Origin of the sequence: Streptomyces sp. KPB2 (genome assembly GCF_003950055.1) — a bacterium.
Taxonomy (GTDB): Bacteria; Actinomycetota; Actinomycetes; order Streptomycetales; family Streptomycetaceae; genus Streptomyces; species Streptomyces salinarius.
The window spans coordinates 916413-935270 of sequence record NZ_CP034353.1 but is presented as its reverse complement, the minus strand read 5'-3'; the positions used below and the strand labels follow the sequence as shown (position 1 = coordinate 935270).

15 protein-coding genes are annotated in these 18858 nt (G+C 73.5%); 8 read left to right on the top strand and 7 right to left on the bottom strand.

From position 1 onward, the window contains the following. Positions 1-143 precede the first annotated feature (143 nt). The 3 genes from D1J63_RS04110 to D1J63_RS04100 all read left to right on the top strand — a co-directional run bounded on the left by D1J63_RS04110 (position 144) and on the right by D1J63_RS04100 (position 2712). Positions 144-1577: a S8/S53 family peptidase gene (locus D1J63_RS04110; RefSeq protein WP_125627763.1), complete on the top strand. Its 1434-nt coding sequence runs from the start codon at positions 144-146 to the stop codon at positions 1575-1577. Between the two features lie 71 nt (positions 1578-1648). Beyond that, positions 1649-2224 carry a sigma-70 family RNA polymerase sigma factor gene (locus D1J63_RS04105; protein ID WP_102931992.1) on the top strand — a complete coding sequence of 192 codons (576 nt, stop codon included), beginning with the start codon at positions 1649-1651 and terminating at the stop codon, positions 2222-2224. After that, positions 2221-2712, top strand: a complete 492-nt coding sequence (locus D1J63_RS04100) for a hypothetical protein (protein ID WP_125627762.1) — start codon at positions 2221-2223, stop codon at positions 2710-2712. Before D1J63_RS04105 ends, D1J63_RS04100 begins: the two co-directional genes overlap by 4 nt. A gap of 16 nt (positions 2713-2728) precedes the next feature. On the opposite strand, the gene D1J63_RS04095 is transcribed toward D1J63_RS04100, so the two are convergent. Both D1J63_RS04095 and D1J63_RS04090 read right to left on the bottom strand, forming a co-directional pair. After that, positions 2729-3952, bottom strand: coding sequence for a cytochrome P450 (locus D1J63_RS04095; RefSeq protein WP_125627761.1), 1224 nt, complete (start codon positions 3950-3952; stop codon positions 2729-2731). A gap of 83 nt (positions 3953-4035) precedes the next feature. After that, a complete protein-coding gene (locus D1J63_RS04090) occupies positions 4036-4833 on the bottom strand; it encodes an N-formylglutamate amidohydrolase (protein ID WP_125627760.1) in 798 nt (265 codons plus the stop codon). Between the two features lie 79 nt (positions 4834-4912). On the opposite strand from D1J63_RS04090, the gene D1J63_RS04085 reads away from it, so the two are divergent. Beyond that, entirely contained in the window at positions 4913-5254 is a 342-nt protein-coding gene (locus D1J63_RS04085; RefSeq protein WP_125627759.1) for a DUF5713 family protein, read from the top strand. Between the two features lie 85 nt (positions 5255-5339). Here D1J63_RS04085 and D1J63_RS04080 read toward each other — a convergent pair whose 3' ends face one another. The 4 genes from D1J63_RS04080 to D1J63_RS04065 form a co-directional block, all read right to left on the bottom strand. Continuing rightward, the gene (locus D1J63_RS04080; RefSeq protein WP_125627758.1) at positions 5340-7559 is read right to left on the bottom strand and encodes an NADP-dependent isocitrate dehydrogenase; all 2220 of its coding nucleotides are present in this window, start codon (positions 7557-7559) and stop codon (positions 5340-5342) included. 102 nt (positions 7560-7661) lie between these two features. Next, positions 7662-8741 (bottom strand): mechanosensitive ion channel family protein, encoded by a 1080-nt coding sequence (locus D1J63_RS04075; protein WP_164712711.1) that lies wholly within the window; start codon positions 8739-8741, stop codon positions 7662-7664. A gap of 154 nt (positions 8742-8895) precedes the next feature. Further along, complete coding sequence (locus tag D1J63_RS04070) at positions 8896-10410, bottom strand: amino acid permease (protein ID WP_125627757.1); 1515 nt, start codon at positions 10408-10410, stop codon at positions 8896-8898. A gap of 29 nt (positions 10411-10439) precedes the next feature. Beyond that, entirely contained in the window at positions 10440-11486 is a 1047-nt protein-coding gene (locus D1J63_RS04065) for a hypothetical protein (protein WP_125635185.1), read from the bottom strand. Positions 11487-11759: 273 nt separating this feature from the next. Between D1J63_RS04065 and D1J63_RS04060 the strand changes: the two genes are divergently transcribed. From D1J63_RS04060 to D1J63_RS04050, 3 genes are read left to right on the top strand one after another with little or no spacing between them, the layout of a single operon-like run. After that, the gene (locus tag D1J63_RS04060) at positions 11760-13199 is read left to right on the top strand and encodes an FGGY family carbohydrate kinase (protein ID WP_125635183.1); all 1440 of its coding nucleotides are present in this window, start codon (positions 11760-11762) and stop codon (positions 13197-13199) included. Beyond that, on the top strand, positions 13196-14599 hold the full coding sequence (locus tag D1J63_RS04055) for an NAD(P)/FAD-dependent oxidoreductase (protein ID WP_125627756.1): 1404 nt from the start codon (positions 13196-13198) through the stop codon (positions 14597-14599). Before D1J63_RS04060 ends, D1J63_RS04055 begins: the two co-directional genes overlap by 4 nt. Continuing rightward, a complete protein-coding gene (locus D1J63_RS04050) occupies positions 14596-15837 on the top strand; it encodes an NAD(P)/FAD-dependent oxidoreductase (protein WP_125627755.1) in 1242 nt (413 codons plus the stop codon). Before D1J63_RS04055 ends, D1J63_RS04050 begins: the two co-directional genes overlap by 4 nt. Positions 15838-15876: 39 nt before the next feature. Here the strand turns inward: D1J63_RS04050 and D1J63_RS04045 are convergent, their stop codons facing one another. Continuing rightward, entirely contained in the window at positions 15877-16776 is a 900-nt protein-coding gene (locus tag D1J63_RS04045; protein ID WP_125635181.1) for a lysylphosphatidylglycerol synthase domain-containing protein, read from the bottom strand. A 195-nt stretch (positions 16777-16971) separates the two neighbouring features. On the opposite strand from D1J63_RS04045, the gene D1J63_RS04040 reads away from it, so the two are divergent. After that, entirely contained in the window at positions 16972-18846 is a 1875-nt protein-coding gene (locus D1J63_RS04040) for an ABC transporter ATP-binding protein (RefSeq protein WP_125635179.1), read from the top strand. Positions 18847-18858: the final 12 nt, after the last annotated feature.

The following is an 18858-nucleotide window of genomic DNA, read 5'->3' as shown; positions in this document are numbered from 1 at the left end:
ACCACGCCACACAGGTTCGAGTCTGTATCAATCGGCCGCCCCGGGACTCTGATTGACGACCGCTGCCACCACCGTGGTCACGTTCGCGGTCACGACCGCGGCTTCGAACGTCGTCACCGCCACCGACCCAGTGGAGGACAAGCATGGCACCACAGCGATTCCGCGAGCAGTTCGACCAGATCCAGCGCTCGATGCCCGACGTCCCGCTGGCGATGGGGCCCGACGACTCCGCCGAGTTCTTCTACGAGAAGGGCGTCGTCCTCGCCCGCGACGGCGAGGAGGCCCGCCTCGTCGAGGACACCGTGCGCGACCACTTCACCGCCATGTCCGGCCTGACGCCCGACCACGTGCGCCGGGCGAGCCCCGAGACCAACCGCACCGGCATCACCCGCATCCAGGTCGCCGACCCCGGCCAGGGCGCGGGTGAGGGCGACCCCACCGTCGCCCACGCCCTGCGCTCCCTCAGGACCACGGAGGGCCGTGCGGGCCGCCGGCTGATCAGCCGCAACCACGTCGTCTCCATCGCCGTCAACGCCTGCCCCGGCGACGAACCGGTGCCCGTCCCGCTGAGCGAGCCGCCCAACCCGGCCCCCGACGGAACGCCGTACGACGCCGGGACCGCCGTCGGCGTCCTCGTCATCGACACCGGCCTCATGCACGACTACCGGTCCTACCCGCTGCTGGCCCACACCGACGGCGACGCCCAGATCAGGGAGTGCGACGACGACGGCGTCCTGTGCCAGTACGTCGGACACGGCACCTTCATCGCCGGGCTCGTCGCCGCCGTCGCGCCCAACACCGACGTGACCGTCCGCAACACCCTCAACGACGCGGGCGCGATCCTGGAGTCCGAACTCGGCGAGAAGCTCTTCGAGGCCGTCGACCGTGACGGCTGGCCCGAAGTCCTCAGCCTCTCCGCCGGCACCTCAAACGGCCGCACCGACGGACTGCTCGGCGTGCACGGCTTCATGGAGGAACTCCGCGATCAGCGCACCCTGCTGGTCGCCGCCGCGGGCAACAACGCCAGCGCGACGCCCTTCTGGCCCGCCGCCTACGCCACCCTGCCCGGCTGGGAGGACTCGGTGCTGTCGATCGGGGCACTGCGCTCCGACGGCGAGTTCGGCGCCTGCTTCAGCAACCACGGCGGCTGGGTGCGGGCCTACGCCCCCGGCGAGCGCCTCACCGGCCCCCTGACCGGCTTCGCCTCACCCGTGCCGTACGTCTACCAGCACTCCACCTACGACGCCTGCCGGTTCGGTTTCCGCTACGCCTGCACCTGCCAGTCCCCCCGGCACAACGGGGTGCTGAGCGAGCCGGGGGAGGCGCCCGCCAAGCCGGACCAGGTGATGTTCGAGGGGCACGCGCAGTGGAGCGGCACCTCCTTCGCCACCCCCGTGGTCGCGGGCCTGGTCGCCTCCCACATGACGGCGCACAAGGAGACCGACCCCCGCGCGGCGGGCCGGCAACTCCTCGCGGCCACCACCGAGTACGCGGAAGTGCGCGGGGCGCACGTGCCGGCGCTGCTGCCGCCCACGTGGCACCCGGTTCCCGTCGACCCGTCGGCCGGCGGGTCGTGAACGGCCTGCTGCCGGTCGGAACCACCTGCTCCACGGCGTACGATGGCACGTCGTACACGAGGGGTGGGACCGTGGACCGTGCAGATGTCGGGGCGCTCGTCCAGTCGGCGGCCGACGGGGACGCGGCGGCCTGGAAGTCACTGGTGGACGGGCTCGGCCCGCTCGTCTGGTCCGTCGCGCGCTCGCACGGACTGTCCGACGCCGACGCCCACGAGGTGTACCAGACCGCCTGGTTCCGCTTCGCCCAGCACCTGGGGCGGATCCGGGAACCGGAGAAGACCGGCTCCTGGCTGGCGAGCACGGCACGCAACGAGTGCCTGAAGCTGCTGAAGGCGTCGAAGCGATGGACGCCGACCGACGATCCGCAGCTGCTCGACCGGCCGAGCGAGGACCGTACGCCGGAGGAGTCGCTGCTCGACTCCGAGGAGGCCGCCGCGCAGACCGAGCGCGTACGGCTGCTGTGGCAGGAGTTCGAGGAACTGGGCGAGCGGTGCCGTCAGTTGCTGCGGGTACTGATCTCCTCGCCACCGCCCAGTTATCAGGAGGTGTCCGCCGCGCTGGGGATCGCGGTGGGCAGCATCGGGCCGATGCGCCAGCGCTGTCTGCGCCGGCTGCGGACCCGGCTGGAGGCACGGGGGACGAAATGAGCGATCTGAACGACGAGTACGACGAGCGCGAGGGATACGACGAGCGCGACGCGGAGCCGCACGACGCTCTGCTGGAGGAGGAACTGCGGCAGGCCGCCGCGATCCTGGACCCGGTCCCGGCCGAGCTGCGGCGCGTAGCCGTCGACGCCTTCGCCCTGCACGACCTGGACGCCCGCGTCGCCGAGCTGACCTTCGACTCGCTGCTGGACGGCATCCCCGTCAGGGGGGTGGCGGACCCGCCGCGGATGCTGACCTTCAGCACGGACGGGCTGACCGTCGACGTCGAGGTGACCGCGGACGGCCTGATCGGCCAGCTGCTGCCGCCGGGTCCGGCCGGCATCGAGGTGCTGAGCGGCCCCCGGGCCCATGCGCGGCTGACGGCCGACGACATGGGCCGGTTCACCGGCGACGCCCCGCCCGCCGGACCGTTCGCGCTGCGGTTGCGGACCGGCCGGGAGGTGGTCGTCACGGAGTGGCTGCGGGCCTGAGCGCGCGACGGCGGCGCTACCAGGTGCAGGGCAGCGTGCGCGGTCCCCTGATCATGGTCTTGCGGCGCCAGGCCACCTGGTCGGCGGGGACCGCGAGCCGCAGCCCCGGCAGCCGCTCCAGGAGCGTGTCGACCAGCAGCTCGGTCTGCATCCGGGCGAGCACGGCCCCCGTGCAGAAGTGGTGCCCGTTGCCGTACGCCAGGTGCGGGTTGGGATCGCGGTCCAGGTCGATGCGGTCCGGGTCGGGGAAGACGTCCGGGTCGCGGTTGGCGGCCAGGTAGGAGACGTACACCGGGTCACCGGCGGCGATGCGCACCCCGTGCACCTCGACGTCCTCCAGGGCGATGCGGGCCAGGCCCACCGAGGTGCGGTGCGAGATCCAGCGCAGCAGCTCGTCCAGTGCCGTGCCCCGCGCCTCGGGCCGCTCGCGCATCCGCGTCATCAGCTCGGGACGGGTCAGCAGCAGGTACAGCATCTGGCCGACGTTGTGGGTGACGGCCTCGCCGCCGATCTGCAGCGGCCCGGCCAGCCCCACGGCCTCCGTCTCGCCGACCTCGCCGCGGCCCACGGCGGCGCCGAGCAGGGAGTACACGTCGTCGCCGTCGCTCTCCGCCCGGGCGCGGACGGTCTCGGTGATCCACCCGTACAGGCCCTGCTTCGCGCGCTCGGCGGCCTCGGCGCCGCCGGAGGTGGAGATGATCTGCCGGGTCCAGGAGTGCACGCGCTCCCGGTCGGCGGCCGGCACGCCCATCACCTCGCTGACGACCGTGATCGGGAAGGGTTCGAGGACCCGCTCGACCAGGTCCGCGGGCGGCCCCTCGGCGAGGACGCCGTCGACCAGACCGTCGAGGATCTCCTGCGCCCGGGGCCGCAGCCGCTTCGCCGTGCCCACGGTGAACGCTCCGGCGACCGCCCGCCGCAGCCGGTTGTGGTCGGGCTGGTCGGCGAAGGCGAGCGAGCCGGGGCGCGGCTTGAAGTGCGGGGCGAGGCGGGTGACCTGTCGTTTGGTCACCTCGGCCCGCCCGAAGCGCGGATCGTTCGTGATCGCCTTCACGTCGTCGTACCGCGTGGCCAGCCAGGCCCAGCCCTCGCCGTGCGGGAGCCGGACGCGGGTCAGCGGCCCCTCGCGCATCAGGTCGGCGAGGACCGGGTCGAACTCCGGGCCGTCCAGGTCGAGGGCGGGCCAGTCCCGTACCGGGGGCGGCGACTGGCCGGTGAGGGTGGTGGTCTCCTGCGTCATCCCCCCACCCTCGCCGCGCCCCGCCCGGCTGTCGCGCGGGAGTGCTCCAGCCGGTGGTGGCCGGACCGGCGGTCCGGCCCTCCTCAGCCCGACACGGCGTCGACGAGCGCCGCGAGCGACTCGGCGAGCCGGGACAACCCGGGCCCGGCGGGACCGCCCGGCTCCGTCATGTAGGTGTCCCGGCGGATCTCCACCATCAGCGCGTTGACCTCGGCCCGCTCGCCGTAGAAGTCCAGGGGCACGTACGTCCCGCTGAACGGGCTGTCCAGCCCCGTCTCCCCGCACGCGGCGAACGCGTCCCGGGCGGCGGCGAGCAGCCCGGACGGCGTGTGGAAGTCGTCGGTGCCCAGGCAGACCGGCGGGCGGGGGCCCTCGCCGTGCAGTTCGTAGGGGAGCGGCTCGGCCGGGTAGGAGTGCACGTCGACGATCACGGCCCGGCCGGTGACCGCGAGCCGGTCGGCCACCGCCTCGGTCATGGCCCGCGCGTACGGCCGGAAGTACCGCTCGATCAGCGGCTCGGGGTCGGTGCCGTCCGGGCGCAGCACCGCACGGTGCGAGGTCCGCGTGTACACGGCGCCCATCCCGACGGCCGTCATCTCCTCCCGCTCGTCCGGGAACCGCTCCGGGTCCACCACCAGCCGCGAGGCCCGGTTCACGAACCGCCACGGCGTGAGACCGGCCAGTGCGGCGGCCCGCCCGGCGATCTCGGCCGTGTGCGAGTCGGTCATGTGGTCCAGCTCCCGCTCCAGCTCCGCGTCGGACAGGACGATGCCGGGCCGGACGTCGGCGGGGACCGCGCGGGAGGAGTGCGGCACGTGGAGGATCACGGGGGAGTGCGGGGCACCCGGCAGCAGTTCGAAGGCGGGCGGGGCGTCGGTCACGGGGCGGCTCCGAGGGCGTTGTCAGTGGGGCGCGGCAGGATCACGGGGACGGTACCGGGCAGCGAGGACAGGGGACTTCATGCCGATCACCAATCAGCGGGTGGCCGCACACCGGTTTCTGGCCGGACTGTACGGGGACGACTACTTCCCTGACCGGGTGGTGGACCGGGGCCGCGACATCCTGCTCCGGCTGTGCGCCCGCGTGGAGGCGGACCGGCCGGGCGACCTGGCGGCGCTCTATGCGCTGACCCACGCGGCCACCGAGGAGTTCAACGAACTGGAGGCGGCCTTCGAGGAGGCGGGCAGCGAGATCGAGACCACGGCCCGGGAGGAGATCGGCGAGGCCTTCCGGTTCGTCGCCGAGGCCTACGGTTTCGCGGACGCGGACCCGGAGGAGCTGATCGCGCCACGGGAGTGGTGAAGCGGCGGCACCCCGCCTGAGCGGCGGCACCCCGCCTCCGAGGGACGGAGACGGGGTGCCGGGGTCCGTGCGGGCCCGGGGAGGATCAGGCGAGGGACGCCAGTGCCTCGTTCCAGGTGGCCGACGGGCGCATGACCTTGGCGGCCTTGGCCGGGTCGGGCTGGTAGTAGCCGCCGATCTCGGCCGGCTTGCCCTGGACGGCGTTCAGCTCCTCGACGATCTTCTGCTCGCTCGCGGCGAGCGTCTCGGCGAGCGGGGCGAAGGCCTTGGCCAGGTCCGCGTCGTCGGTCTGCCTGGCCAGCTCCTGCGCCCAGTACAGGGACAGGTAGAAGTGGCTGCCGCGGTTGTCGATGCCGCCGACGCGACGGGTCGGGGACTTGTCCTCGTTGAGGAAGGTCGCCGTGGCGCGGTCGAGGGTGTCGGCGAGGACCTTGGCCTTGGTGTTGCCGGTGGTCTCGGCGTACTGCTCCAGGGACGGCACCAGGGCGAAGAACTCACCGAGGGAGTCCCAGCGCAGGTAGTCCTCCTTGACCAGCTGCTGCACGTGCTTGGGGGCCGAGCCGCCGGCACCGGTCTCGAACAGGCCGCCGCCCGCCATCAGCGGGACGACCGACAGCATCTTGGCGCTGGTGCCCAGCTCCAGGATCGGGAACAGGTCGGTCAGGTAGTCGCGCAGCACGTTGCCGGTGACCGAGATGGTGTTCTCGCCGCGGCGGATGCGCTCCACCGACAGCTTGGTCGCCTCGACCGGGTCGAGGATCCGGATGTCCAGGCCCTCGGTGTCGTGCTCCGGCAGGTAGGCCTTCACCTTGGCGATCAGGTTGGCGTCGTGCGCGCGGCCCTCGTCCAGCCAGAACACGGCCGGGTCGCCGGTGGCGCGGGCGCGGGTGACGGCCAGCTTCACCCAGTCGCGGATCGGCGCGTCCTTGGTCTGGCAGGCGCGGAAGATGTCACCGGCGGAGACCGTCTGCTCCAGCACCGCGTTGCCCGCGGCGTCCACCAGGCGGACCGTGCCCGTGGTGGGGATCTCGAAGGTCTTGTCGTGGCTGCCGTACTCCTCGGCCTTCTGCGCCATCAGGCCGACGTTCGGGACCGAACCCATGGTGGAGGGGTCGTAGGCGCCGTTGGCGCGGCAGTCCTCGATGACGGCCTGGTACACGCCGGCGTAGGAGGAGTCCGGGAGGACGGCGAGCGTGTCGTGCTCCTGGCCGTCCGCGCCCCACATGTGGCCGGAAGTGCGGATCATGGCCGGCATCGAGGCGTCGACGATGACGTCCGAGGGCACGTGCAGGTTGGTGATGCCCTTGTCGGAGTCGACCATGGCCAGCTCCGGGCCCTCGGCCAGCTCCGCGTCGAAGGACGCCTTGATCTCGGCGCCCTCGGGCAGGGACTCCAGGCCCTTGTAGATGCCGCCCAGACCGTCGTTCGGGGTGAGGCCGGCCTTGGCGAGGACGTCGCCGTACTGGGCGAAGGTCTTCGGGAAGAAGGCGCGGACCACGTGGCCGAAGATGATCGGGTCGGAGACCTTCATCATCGTGGCCTTCAGGTGCACCGAGAACAGGACGCCCTCGGCCTTGGCGCGGGCGACCTGCGCGGTGAGGAACTCGCGCAGCGCGGCGACGCGCAGCACGGAGGCGTCGACGACCTCGTCCTTCTTCACCGGTACCGACTCGCGCAGCACCGTCGTGGTGCCGTCGTCGCCGACCAGCTCGATCCGCAGGGCGCCGTCCTCGGCGATCACCACGGACTTCTCGGTGGAACGGAAGTCGTTCTCACCCATGGTCGCGACGTTGGTCTTCGACTCGCCGGTCCAGGCGCCCATGCGGTGCGGGTGGGTCTTGGCGTAGTTCTTCACGGACGCCGGGGCGCGGCGGTCGGAGTTGCCCTCGCGCAGGACCGGGTTGACCGCGGAGCCCTTGACCTTGTCGTAGCGGGCGCGGACGTCGCGCTCCTCGTCGGTCTTCGGGTCGTCCGGGTAGGCCGGCAGCGCGTAGCCCTGGCCCTGCAGCTCGGCGATGGCGGCCTTGAGCTGCGGAATGGACGCCGAGATGTTCGGCAGCTTGATGATGTTGGCGGCGGGCGTCTTGGCCAGCTCGCCGAGCTCCGCGAGGGCGTCCGGGATGCGCTGGTCCTCGGTGAGGTACTCCGGGAACAGGGCGATGATGCGGCCGGCCAGCGAGATGTCGCGGGTCTCGACCGCGACACCCGCCTGCGAGGCGTACGCCCGGACCACCGGCAGGAACGAATACGTCGCCAGGGCCGGGGCCTCGTCAGTGTGTGTATAGATGATGGTCGAGTCAGTCACCGGGTGCTCCGCTCCACGTCTGCAACATTGCTCGACATCAAGATATCTCGTGATCGACCCCGGCTCGACAGGGGTGGCCGGGAGATTCCGGCCACCTCCGGTTCAGCCGAGCGGTACGGAGTCCTCCCCCGTCCGCTGCTGCGGCAGGACCACGGCACCCTGCTGGAGCGCCACCGTCCGCGCGGGCGACGGGATCCGGATGCCCTCCGCGCGGTAGCGCTTGTGCAGGCGCTTGATGAACTCGTGCTTGATCCGGTACTGGTCGCTGAACTCGCCCACGCCCAGGATCACGGTGAAGCCGATCCGCGAGTCGCCGAAGGTGTGGAACCGGATCGCCGGCTCGTGGTCCGGCACCGCGCCGCCGACCTCGGTCATCACCTCGGCGATCACCTCGGTCGTCACGCGCTCCACGTGCTCCAGGTCACTGTCGTAGGACACCCCGACCTGGACCAGGACCGTGAGCCGCTGCTCGGGACGCATGAAGTTGGTCATGTTCGACTTCGCGAGCTGGCCGTTCGGGATCACGACCAGGTTGTTGGACAGCTCGCGGACGGTGGTCTGGCGCCAGTTGATGTCCTCGACGTAGCCCTCCTCCCCGCTGCTGAGCTGGATGTAGTCGCCCGGCTGCACGGTCTTCGAGGCGAGGATGTGGATGCCGGCGAAGAGGTTGGCCAGCGTGTCCTGGAGGGCCAGCGCGACCGCCAGACCGCCCACGCCGAGGGCGGTGAGCATCGGCGCGATGGAGACGCCCAGCGTCTGCAGCATCACCAGGAAGCCGATGGCCAGCACCAGGATCCGGGTGATGTTGACGAAGATCGTGGCCGACCCTGCGACCCCGGAGCGCGACGTCGTCACCGTGCGTACCAGACCGGCGACGACCCGGGCCGCCGTCACCGTCGCCACGAAGATCAGCAGCACCTGCAGCACCTGGTTGACGCTGTGCTGCACCGTCCGGGTCAGCGGCAGCGCCGCCGCGGCACCGGCCACCCCGCCCGCGACCGCCGCCCACGGTGCCACCGTGCGCAGCGCGGCCACGATCACGTCGTCGCCGCTCCAGCGGGTGCGGTCGGCGTGACCCGCCAGCCAGCGCAGCAGCAGGCGCAGCAGGAACGCGCCCAGCAGGCCCGCGCCCAGCGCGATGCCGGCGGGCAGCAGATGGTCCACGGTCAGGTCCTCGGTCACCGGCCGCCTCCAACGGAATGTCTACGGAATGCCCACGGGATGTCGGGGATGCGCGATCCGGTGGAACCGCAAGGCAGTTCGACCGGCGCGAGGGCTCATCCTGCCGTATCCCGGGGGGTGCTCCGTACCGCGCCGGGGAGCGGACCGGGGCGTTTCAGACGATGCCCTCGGCCAGTTCCTCCTGCTCACGGTCGTCGCCGTAGGCCGCAGTCGTCGGGGTGCCGTACGACCGGCGGGCGACGAACCACCACACCGTGGCCAATACCAGTACGACGACCAGGGCCACGACGGCGTAGTTCATCGTGTCGACCGTCACCGGGGACGACTGGGGGAGACAGAACAGCACGGTGACCAACGCCACCCACACCACCGCGACCCATCCGACCGGCCTGCTCCACCGGCCCAGGTTCCACGGACCCGGCGTGAACCGGTCGCCGGCCCGCAGCCGCAGCAGCACCGGGATCGCGTACGCCGGGGTGATGCCGATGACGTTGATGGCGGTCACCGCGCCGTACGCCGTCGCCGAGTACAGGGACGGCAGCGCCAGCAGGCAGGCCACCGCCACCGACAGCCACACCGCGGCCACCGGGGTCTGGGTGCGGGCGGAGACCTTGCGCCACAGCGACGAGCCGGGCAGGGCGCCGTCCCGGCTGAACGCGAACACCATCCGGCTGGCGGCCGCCACCTCGGCGTTGCCGCAGAACAACTGCGCCACGATCACGACCAGGAGCAGCGCGCTCGCGCCGTCCGTGCCCAGCCCGTCGAGGAGGATCTGCGCGGGCGGCACCCCGGTCGCAGTGTCGCGGGTCGCGTCGTAGTCCTGGATGGCGAAGGTCAGCCCGGCCAGCAGCACGAAACCCGCCAGCCACGACACCCAGATGGCCCGCACGATGCCGCGCGCCGCCGACACCGAGGCGTTCGAGGTCTCCTCGGAGAGATGGGCGGAGGCGTCGTAGCCGGAGAAGGTGTACTGCGCGAGCAGCAGGCCGATCGCGGCCACGTACAGCGGGTTCTCCCAGCCGGTGTCGTTGACGAACTCGGTGAAGACGAAGGACGGCGACTGGTGGTGGTCGGGGACGATCACCAGCGCGCCGACGATCAGTGCCACACCGGCCAGGTGCCACCACACGCTGATCGAGTTGAGCACGCTGACCAGCCGTACGCCGAAGAGGTTGAGGGTGGCGTGCAGGAGCAGGATCACGACGAAGATCAGCATCGTCTTCTCCGGCGTCGGCTCGAAGCCCCACTGGAGGTTCAGGAACGCGCCGGTGAACAGCGCCGCCCCGTAGTCGATCCCGGCGATCGCGCCGAGCAGCCCCAGCAGGTTCAGCCAGCCGGTGTACCAGCCCCAGCGCCGCCCGCCGAGCCGGTCGGCCATGTAGTACAGCGCGCCCGACGTCGGATACGCGCTGGTGACCTCCGCCAGCGCCATCCCGACGCACAGCACGAACAGGCCGACGCCCGCCCAGCCCCACAGCATCACGGCGGGCCCGCCGGTGCCCAGGCCGAAGCCGTACAGGGTCATGCAGCCGGACAGGATCGAGATCACCGAGAAGCTGATCGCGAAGTTGCCGAAGCCGCCCATGCGGCGGGCCAGCACCGGCCGGTACCCGAGTTCGCGCAGGCGGTGTTCCTCGTCGGTGGCGGACGGTTCGGAAGAGCGGGACATGACGGCCTCCGGGGACGGAAGGGTGGGGGTCAGGGTTGCCGGCGGTCACGGTCACGGGCGTGGCCGCGTCTCTGGCCGCGGCCACGCCCCCGGCCGCCGGCGGCCGAGCGGCTGCGGGTGCGGGCCTGGAGGAAGACCTCCACCGCCCGCCTGGCCGAACCGTCGCCCGGGGTCCGGCAGGCCCAGGGCAGCGGCGTCCAATACGGGCCGAGCGCGTCGAACACCTGGTTCGCCTCCCGGAACCGGAGGGCGCCCCACAGGGCGTGGGCCAGGTGGTTCAGGTCCGGCAGGGAACGCTCGTCCCGTGGGCAGAGCGTGAACCAGGAGTCGAACGCCTGCCCCGCCTCACGGGTGGCGTCCTCCGCCACCCAGTGCAGATCCAGCGCCGCCTCCCGCGCGCTCGAGCGGCGGTAGCGCTCCACCCGTACGTACAACGGCAGCATGTGCAGCGCCGAGCCGGGCGGCGCCGAGCCCGCCGCCCAGTGCGCGAAGCCGGCCGCCTGGGCCAGGCGTTCGGAGTCGCCGCGCGGATACAGGAACTGCAGCATGCGGTGGTACGCCTCGCGGTTGTACGGGTCCCGCTTGCCGGCCTCGGCGAGCAGGCCCCACGGCCCCGGCGGCAGCATCGGCTCGGGCGGCGCCAGCCGGTGCTCCTCCCAGCGCTGCCCCTCGTCCAGCCGGGCCAGCGCCAGCAGGCACACCCACGGCACCGGGTCGTGGGGCGCGGCCCGCGTCGCCGCGTCGCAGGCGTGCCAGGCCTGCAGCCACAGTTCGCGCGTGCGCCGATGGTCCTCGCGGTGGGCCCGCAGCGCGCGCTCCACGACCACCCGGGCGTGCATCACCGCGGCGGCCACACTGCGCGGCTCCTCCGCGAGCCAGGCCCGCACCACGTCCGTACCGGCCGCCGAGGCGGCCAGCACCTGGGTGCGCCGCGTCCACTGCGACCACGAACCGGTCTGCTCCAGCAGGATGCGCATCGACATCCAGCGCCCGGCCCGCACCTCCTGCAGGGCGGAACGCAGCGCCGTGTCGTGGCCGGCGGGGTCGTAGGCGGGCTGTGCTCCGTCTCTGGCCATCACCAGCCCGCTGTCGGAAGCGGAACGGGCCGGACGGCAGCATGGCGTAACAAACAGCCCTCCCCGGGGGCGGTGGTGCGATGGTCGAGCGGTCGGCGCACACTATAGAGGCGGAGGTTCCGCCTCTGTTCAGTTTTGACCGGCCGACGCAAATCCGTTGCCACCAGGGAGAGCTGACTGCCAGTCAGTCACACTTGACGCAGTGTGCTCACGGGGGCAGGCTGGCGCGCAGTGATCGCCGAGACCGTCGGCGGCGGAGCCGGGAGGTGCGCGATGCCGGACCCGGTGCTCGCCGTCGACCAGGGCACGTCCGGCACCAAGGCCCTGGTGATCTGCCCCGAACGCGGCGTGATCGGCACCGGATTCGCCGAGGTCCGCCCCCGGTACCTGACCGGCGGTCTGGTGGAGGTGGACCCGGAGGAGCTGTACGGCTCGGTGGTCGACGCCGGGCGTCGGGCGCTCGCCGACGCGGACGAGCCGGTCGGCGCGCTCGGTCTGGCCAACCAGGGCGAGACGGTCCTCGCCTGGGACCCGGGCACCGGCCGCCCGCTCACCGACGCGCTGGTGTGGCAGGACCGCCGGGCGGAACCACTCTGCGCCGAACTGGACGACCACTCGGCCGAGTTGCGGCACCTGACCGGTCTGCCGCTGGACCCGTACTTCGCCGCACCGAAAATGGCCTGGATCCGACGGCACCTCACCCGCGCCGGTCATGTCACCACCTCCGACACCTGGCTGGTCCACCGCCTCACCGGCGCCCATGTCACCGACGCCGCGACCGCCTCCCGCACCCAGCTCCTCGACCTCGACCGCGCGGTGTGGTCGCAGCGCGCCCTGGAGCTGTACGGGCTGACCGGCGAACGGCTCCCGCGCATCGTGGACAACGCCGCCCACGTCGGCACGACGAGGGCCTTCGGACCCGAACTCCCGCTCACCGGCCTCGCCGTCGACCAGCAGGCGGCGCTGCTCGCCCAGCGCGTCACCGAACCCGGCACCGCCAAGTGCACCTACGGCACCGGCGCGTTCCTCCTCGCCCACACCGGCGGCACACCACGCCGGGGCGCCTCGGGCCTCGCCGCCTGCGTCGCCTGGCGGCTCGGCGGGCACACCGACCACTGCCTGGACGGCCAGGTGTACACGGCCGCCTCCGCCGTGCGCTGGCTCACCGACCTCGGCGTCATCACCGGCGCCGCCGACCTCGACCCCGTGGGCGCCGCCGTCCCCGACACCGGCGGCGTCACCTTCGTCCCGGCGCTGGCCGGGCTCGCCGCCCCCTGGTGGCGCGGGGACCTGCGCGGCTCGCTCACCGGTCTCGGCCTGGACACCACCCCCGGGCACCTGGTGCGCGCCCTGTGCGAGGGCCTCGCCGCCCAGGTCGCCGAACTCGCCGACGCCGCGGCGGCCGACCTCGGGGGCCCGCTGACCGCACTGCGCGTCGACGGCGGCCTGACCCGCTCCGCCCTCCTCATGCAGACCCAGGCCGACCTGCTGCAACGCCCGGTCGAGGTGTCCGCTCTGCCGGACGCCACCGCGCTCGGCGTCGGCGCGCTCGCCCGGCTCGGCGCGGACCCGTCCCTCACCCTCGCCGAGGCACTCCCCGACACCGGACCGACCACCGTGTACGAGCCCCGCATCACCTCCGACGAGGCCGGCGAGCGCCGCGGCCACTTCCGCACGGCGGTCGCCGCGCTGCTTGCCGGGGGCCCGGCATGACCGTCACCGAGTCGGGCACCCTGCCCGTCGAGCCCTACGACGTGGCGGTCGTCGGCGCCGGAGTCGTCGGGTGCGCGGTCGCCCGGCGGCTCGCGCACCACCCGGGGCTGCGGATCGCCCTCGTCGAGGCGCAGGACGACGTCGGGCAGGGCACCTCCAAGGCCAACACCGCCATCCTGCACACCGGCTTCGACGCCGTGCCCGGCTCGCTGGAGGCCCGGCTCGTGCGCGAGGGCGCCCGCGAACTCGCCGCGTACGCCGCCGAGTCGGGCATCCCCGTCGAACGCGTCGGCGCCCTGCTCGTCGCCTGGGACGAGGAGCAGCTCGCCGCCCTGCCCCGCCTCGCCGAGAAGGCCGTGCGCAACGAGTGCCACGACACCCGCCTCCTCGGCCCCGCCGACCTCTACGCCCGCGAACCCCACCTCGGCCCCGGCGCGCTCGGCGCCCTGCACGTGCCCGGCGAGAGCATCATCTGCCCGTGGACGACGACCCTGGCGTACGCCGTCCAGGCGGTCCGCGCCGGAGCCGACCTGCACCTCAACGCGCCCGTCGCGCACGCCGGTCACCCGGACGGCGTCCACCGGCTCGACACCCCGCGCGGACCGCTGCACGCCCGCCGGCTCGTCAACGCCGCCGGGCTGCACGCCGACACCCTCGACCGGAGCCTCGGCCACGACGACTTCACCGTCACCCCGCGCCGGGGTCAGCTCGTCGTCCACGACAAGTTCGCCCGCACCCTCGTCCGGCACATCCTCCTGCCCGTCCCCACCGCCCTCGGCAAGGGCGTCCTGGTCGCCCCCACCGTCTACGGCAACGTCCTGCTCGGCCCCACCGCCGAGGACCTCGACGACAAGCACGCCACCGGCTCCACCGCCGAAGGACTGCGCAGGCTGCGGGAACAGGGCCGCCGCATCCTCCCCGCCCTGCTGGAGGAGGAGGTCACCGCCGTCTACGCGGGCCTGCGCGCGGCCACCGAGCACGACGACTACCGGATCGCCGCCCACCCCGCTCAGGGCTATGTCACCGTCGGCGGCATCCGCTCCACCGGCCTCACCGCCTCCCTCGCCATCGCCGAGCACGTCACCGGTCTCCTCGCGGACACCGGCCTCGCCCTCGGCCCCCGGCGCCCGCTCGAACCGGTCCGCATGCCCAACCTCGGCGAGGCCTTCCCCCGTCCCCACCAGCAGCCGGACCGCGTCGCCGCCGACCCCGAGTACGGCACCCTGGTCTGTCACTGCGAACGGGTCTCCCGCGGCGAGATCCGCGACGCCCTCGCCGGCCCGATCCCGCCCCGCTCGCTCGACGGACTGCGCCGCCGCACCCGGGCCCGCGCGGGCCGCTGCCAGGGCTTCTACTGCGGCGCGGCGGTACGGGCGTTGTTCGAGGAGGCACAGCGGTGACAAGCCGACAGGTCGACGTCCTGGTGGTGGGAGCAGGTCCCGCCGGACTCGCGACCGCGTCCCTGCTCGCGACGGCCGGCGCCCGCGTCGAGGTCCTGGAGCGGGAGCAGGCGCCCGGCGGAGTGCCCCGGCACTGCGCGCACCGAGGCTTCGGCGCCTGGCCGCACGCGCTGACCGGCCCGGCCCACGCCCGTCTCCTCGCCGTCTCGGCCGAGCGCGCCGGAGCCGACGTGCGCACCGGCGTCACCGCCCTCGACTGGGCGGGCCCGCGCACCCTCACCACCGTCGGCCCCCGGGGCGCCGAGACCCTCGCCGCCCGCGCCGTCGTCCTGGCCACCGGCGCCCGCGAACGCCCCCGCGCCGCCCGCCTCGTCCCCGGCACCCGGCCCGCCGGCGTCTACACCACCGGCGAACTCCAGCAGGCGGTCCACCTGTACGGGCAGCACATCGGCGCGCGTGCGGTGATCGTCGGCGCCGAGGCCGTCTCCCACGCCGCCGCCGGCACCGTACGGGCCGCCGGAGCGGAGGTCGTCGCGCTGGTCACGGAGGCACCCCGGGCCCCCGCCATCCGCGCGCGGACCCTCGACGCCCGACTGCGGCACCGCACCCCCGTCCTCACCGGCACCACCGTCACCGAACTCCTCGGCCGCGGCCGCCTGTCGGGCGTACGCGTACGCCATCGCGACGGCCGTACGGCCACGCTGTCCTGCGACACCGTCGTGTTCACCGGCGACTTCGTACCCGACCACGAACTCGCCCGGCGCGGCGGGCTGGCCCTGGACCCCGGCACCCGCGGGCCCGCCGTGGACGGCGCCCTGCGCACCTCGCGGCCCGGCGTCTTCGCGGTCGGCAGCGTGCTGCACGCCGTCGAGAGCGCGGCCACGGCGGCCCGCGAGGGCGCGCACGCCGCGACCGCGGTACTCGACTGGCTCACGGACGGCACCGGGCCCGGCCCGCAGGGCCGCCACTGGCCCACCGGCGTGCCCCTCGTCACCGATCCGCCCCTGCGCCGCATCGCCCCGAACCGCGTCACCCCGGGCGACCGCTTCCCGTACCTCCTGCGCACGCGGCTCCCACTGCCCCGCCCCGTCCTGCACGTCACCCAGGACGGCCGCCCCCTGCACCGCGAGCGGTTCCCCCTCACCGCGGCCGTCCCGCACCGCCCGCTGACGCTGACGGCACGCTGGACGCACCGGGTCGATCCCGGCGGCGGCCCGGTGCACGTCACCGTCGCCTGACCCGTCCGGCCTCCCGGCGTCCAGGCCGTCTCGGGACCCTCAGATCACCCGCATCCGCACCAGCGCCGCCAGCGTCAGCGCCCCCGGCAGCAGCGGCAGCCACACCGTCAGCAGCCGGAACGCCAGCACCACCGCCGTGGCCACGGCCGCCGGGCCGCCCGCCGCCACCAGCGCCACGACCAGCGCCGCCTCGACCGAGCCGATGCCGCCCGGCGTGGGCACCAGTGCCACCGCCACCGTCGCCGCCAGATACGCCACCGCCATGTGTCCGGCCGGCACGTCGAGACCCAGCGCCCGCCCCACCAGCACCAGCACCGACGCCTGCAACGCGGGGAAGGCCAGCGCGCCGCCCCACAGCGCCAGCGCCCGTGCCGGGCGGGCGTGAACCGACCGGGCCTCGCCCAGCGCCGTCCGCAGGAAGGAGGCCAGTGCCCCGCGCAGCCGGGGCAGCAGCGCCAGCGCCACCGCCGCCACGACCGGGACCGCGCCCGCGACGGCCAGCAGCGGCCCCACGGCCGCGTCGGGCAGCAGCGCCCCGAGCCGCAGCGCACCGGGGAACGCGATCAGCAGGGCGCCCAGCAGGGCGAGGCGGCCGACGCTCTCCGCCAGCAGATACAGCGCGAGCGCGGCCGAGGAACGGGCCAGCGGCAGCCCGCACACCGTCATGAACCGCAGGTTCACCGCGCTCGCGCCCAGCCCGGTCGGCAGCAGGTGGTTGGCCGCGCCCGCCGCGAACTGCGTGGCCAGCAGCCGCCGCCGGGGCAGCCGCTCCACCACCGCGCCCTGCCGGGTGCAGGCGGCGGCCACCCAGGTCAGACAGGTCGCCCCGGCCGCCGCCAGCAGCCAGGGCCAGCGGGCCGTGGCGAGATGGCCGAACCCCTCGGCCAGCACGGACCGGTGCCGCACGGCCACCACGCCCACCAGGAGCAGCGGAAGCACACACAGCACCCGGCGGACCGGGACGCGGTGCAGCAGTGGCTTCTCGGAGACTCGAACCGCTGTCGTCACACCACAAGACATTCCCCCAGCCGCGCCAACTACGGATGGCCGACGCGCGGACAAGGATTTACGGACCGGGGGAGGTGTCTCCTTGACCTCAAGGTTGGTCGAGGTTCTACGGTCACCCGCATGAGTATGGAGACCACGGCGTGGACGCAGCTGTACAGCGTCATGCACGCCAAAGACGAGCGCCGCCCCTTCGCCCGCGCCACGCTGCGCCGCATCGGCGCGTTCGCCCGCCCGCACCGCCGCCGCATCGTCCGGTTCCTGCTGCTCGGGGTGGCGACCGCACTGCTCGCCGTCGCCACCCCCGTCCTCGCCGGAAAGGTCGTCGACGCGATCGTGTCGGACGGCGACGAGAGCACGGTCGTGCGCCTCGCCCTGCTCATCGCGGTCATCGCCGTCGCCGAGGCGGTGCTCGGCATCCTCTCCCGCAGGCTCTCGGCGACGCTCGGGGAGGGACTCATCCTCGATCTGCGCACGGCCGTGTTCGATCATGTGCAGCGCATGCCGGTCGCGTTCTTCACACGCACTCGTACGGGAGCGCTCGTCTCCCGTCTCAACAACGACGTCATCGGCGCCCAACGCGCCTTCAGCAACACCCTGTCCGGCGTCGTCAGCAACGTGGTCACCCTGCTGCTCACCCTCGCGGTCATGCTGACCCTGTCCTGGCAGATCACCCTGCTCGCGCTGGTGCTGCTCCCGGTGTTCGTGCTCCCCGCCCGGCGGATGGGCCGCCGCATGGCCCGGATGCAGCGCGAGGCCGCCGCCCTCAACGCCGCCATGGGCACCCGCATGACCGAGCGCTTCTCGGCGCCCGGAGCCACCCTGATCAAGCTGTTCGGGCGCCCGGAGGAGGAGTCCGCCGAGTTCGCCGACCGCGCCCGCCGCGTCGCCGACATCGGCGTGCGCACCGCCACCGCCCAGGCCGCCTTCATCACCGCGCTCACCCTGGTCTCCGCCCTCGCCCTCGCCCTCGTCTACGGCCTCGGCGGCTTCTTCGCCCTGCGCGGCACCCTGGACCCCGGCGCCGTCGTGGCCCTGGCCCTGCTGCTGACCCGGCTGTACGCGCCGCTGACCGCGCTCGCCGGGGCCCGCGTGGAGGTCATGAGCGCCCTCGTCAGCTTCGAGCGGGTCTTCGAGGTCCTCGACCTGGCCCCGCTCATCGACGAGAAGCCCGACGCCCGCCCGGTCCCCGACGGGCCCGTGGCCGTCGAGTTCGACGACGTCCGCTTCGGCTACCCGTCCGCCGACAAGGTCTCCCTCGCCTCCCTCGAAGAGGTCGCCACCCTGGACACCCGCGGCGGCGAAGAGGTCCTGCACGGCCTCTCCTTCCGCGCCGAACCCGGCCAGACGATCGCCCTCGTCGGCTCGTCCGGCGCCGGCAAGTCCACCATCGCCCAGCTCCTGCCGCGCCTGTACGACACCGACGCCGGCACCGTCCGCGTCGGCGGCGTCGACGTGCGTGAACTGAGCGCCCGGTCGCTGCGCGACACCGTCGGCATGGTCACCCAGGACGGCCACCTCTTCCACGACACGGTCCGGGCCAACCTGCTCCTCGCCCGGCCGGGCGCCGGCGAGGACGAGCTGTGGGAGGCGCTGCGCCGCGCCCGCCTGGCCGACCTCGTACGGTCCCTGCCGGACGGGCTGGACACCGTCGTCGGCGAGCGCGGCTACCGGCTCTCCGGCGGCGAACGCCAGCGCATGACCATCGCCCGGCTGCTGCTGGCCCGCCAGCGCGTCGTCATCCTCGACGAGGCCACCGCCCACCTCGACAACACCTCCGAGGCGGCCGTCCAGGAGGCTCTCACCGAGGCCCTGCAGGGCAGGACGGCCGTCGTCATCGCGCACCGGCTGTCCACCGTCAGGGCGGCCGACCGGATCCTGGTGGTCGAGGCCGGCCGCATCGTGGAGAGAGGCACCCACGAGGAACTCCTCACGGCCGACGGCCGCTACGCACAGCTGCACCGCACCCAGTTCGAACGCCCGCCCCTGGAGAAGGCCGCATAGGCGGCCCCCGGG

Coding starts and splice junctions, on each gene's coding strand:
- D1J63_RS04070 (WP_125627757.1), bottom strand. CDS start 10,410: ATGTCCCGCTCTTCCGAACCGTCCGCCACCGACGAGGAACACCGCCTG.
- D1J63_RS04055 (WP_125627756.1), top strand. CDS start 13,196: ATGACCGTCACCGAGTCGGGCACCCTGCCCGTCGAGCCCTACGACGTG.
- D1J63_RS04095 (WP_125627761.1), bottom strand. CDS start 3,952: ATGACGCAGGAGACCACCACCCTCACCGGCCAGTCGCCGCCCCCGGTA.
- D1J63_RS04060 (WP_125635183.1), top strand. CDS start 11,760: ATGCCGGACCCGGTGCTCGCCGTCGACCAGGGCACGTCCGGCACCAAG.
- D1J63_RS04100 (WP_125627762.1), top strand. CDS start 2,221: ATGAGCGATCTGAACGACGAGTACGACGAGCGCGAGGGATACGACGAG.
- D1J63_RS04065 (WP_125635185.1), bottom strand. CDS start 11,486: ATGGCCAGAGACGGAGCACAGCCCGCCTACGACCCCGCCGGCCACGAC.
- D1J63_RS04085 (WP_125627759.1), top strand. CDS start 4,913: ATGCCGATCACCAATCAGCGGGTGGCCGCACACCGGTTTCTGGCCGGA.
- D1J63_RS04110 (WP_125627763.1), top strand. CDS start 144: ATGGCACCACAGCGATTCCGCGAGCAGTTCGACCAGATCCAGCGCTCG.
- D1J63_RS04040 (WP_125635179.1), top strand. CDS start 16,972: ATGGAGACCACGGCGTGGACGCAGCTGTACAGCGTCATGCACGCCAAA.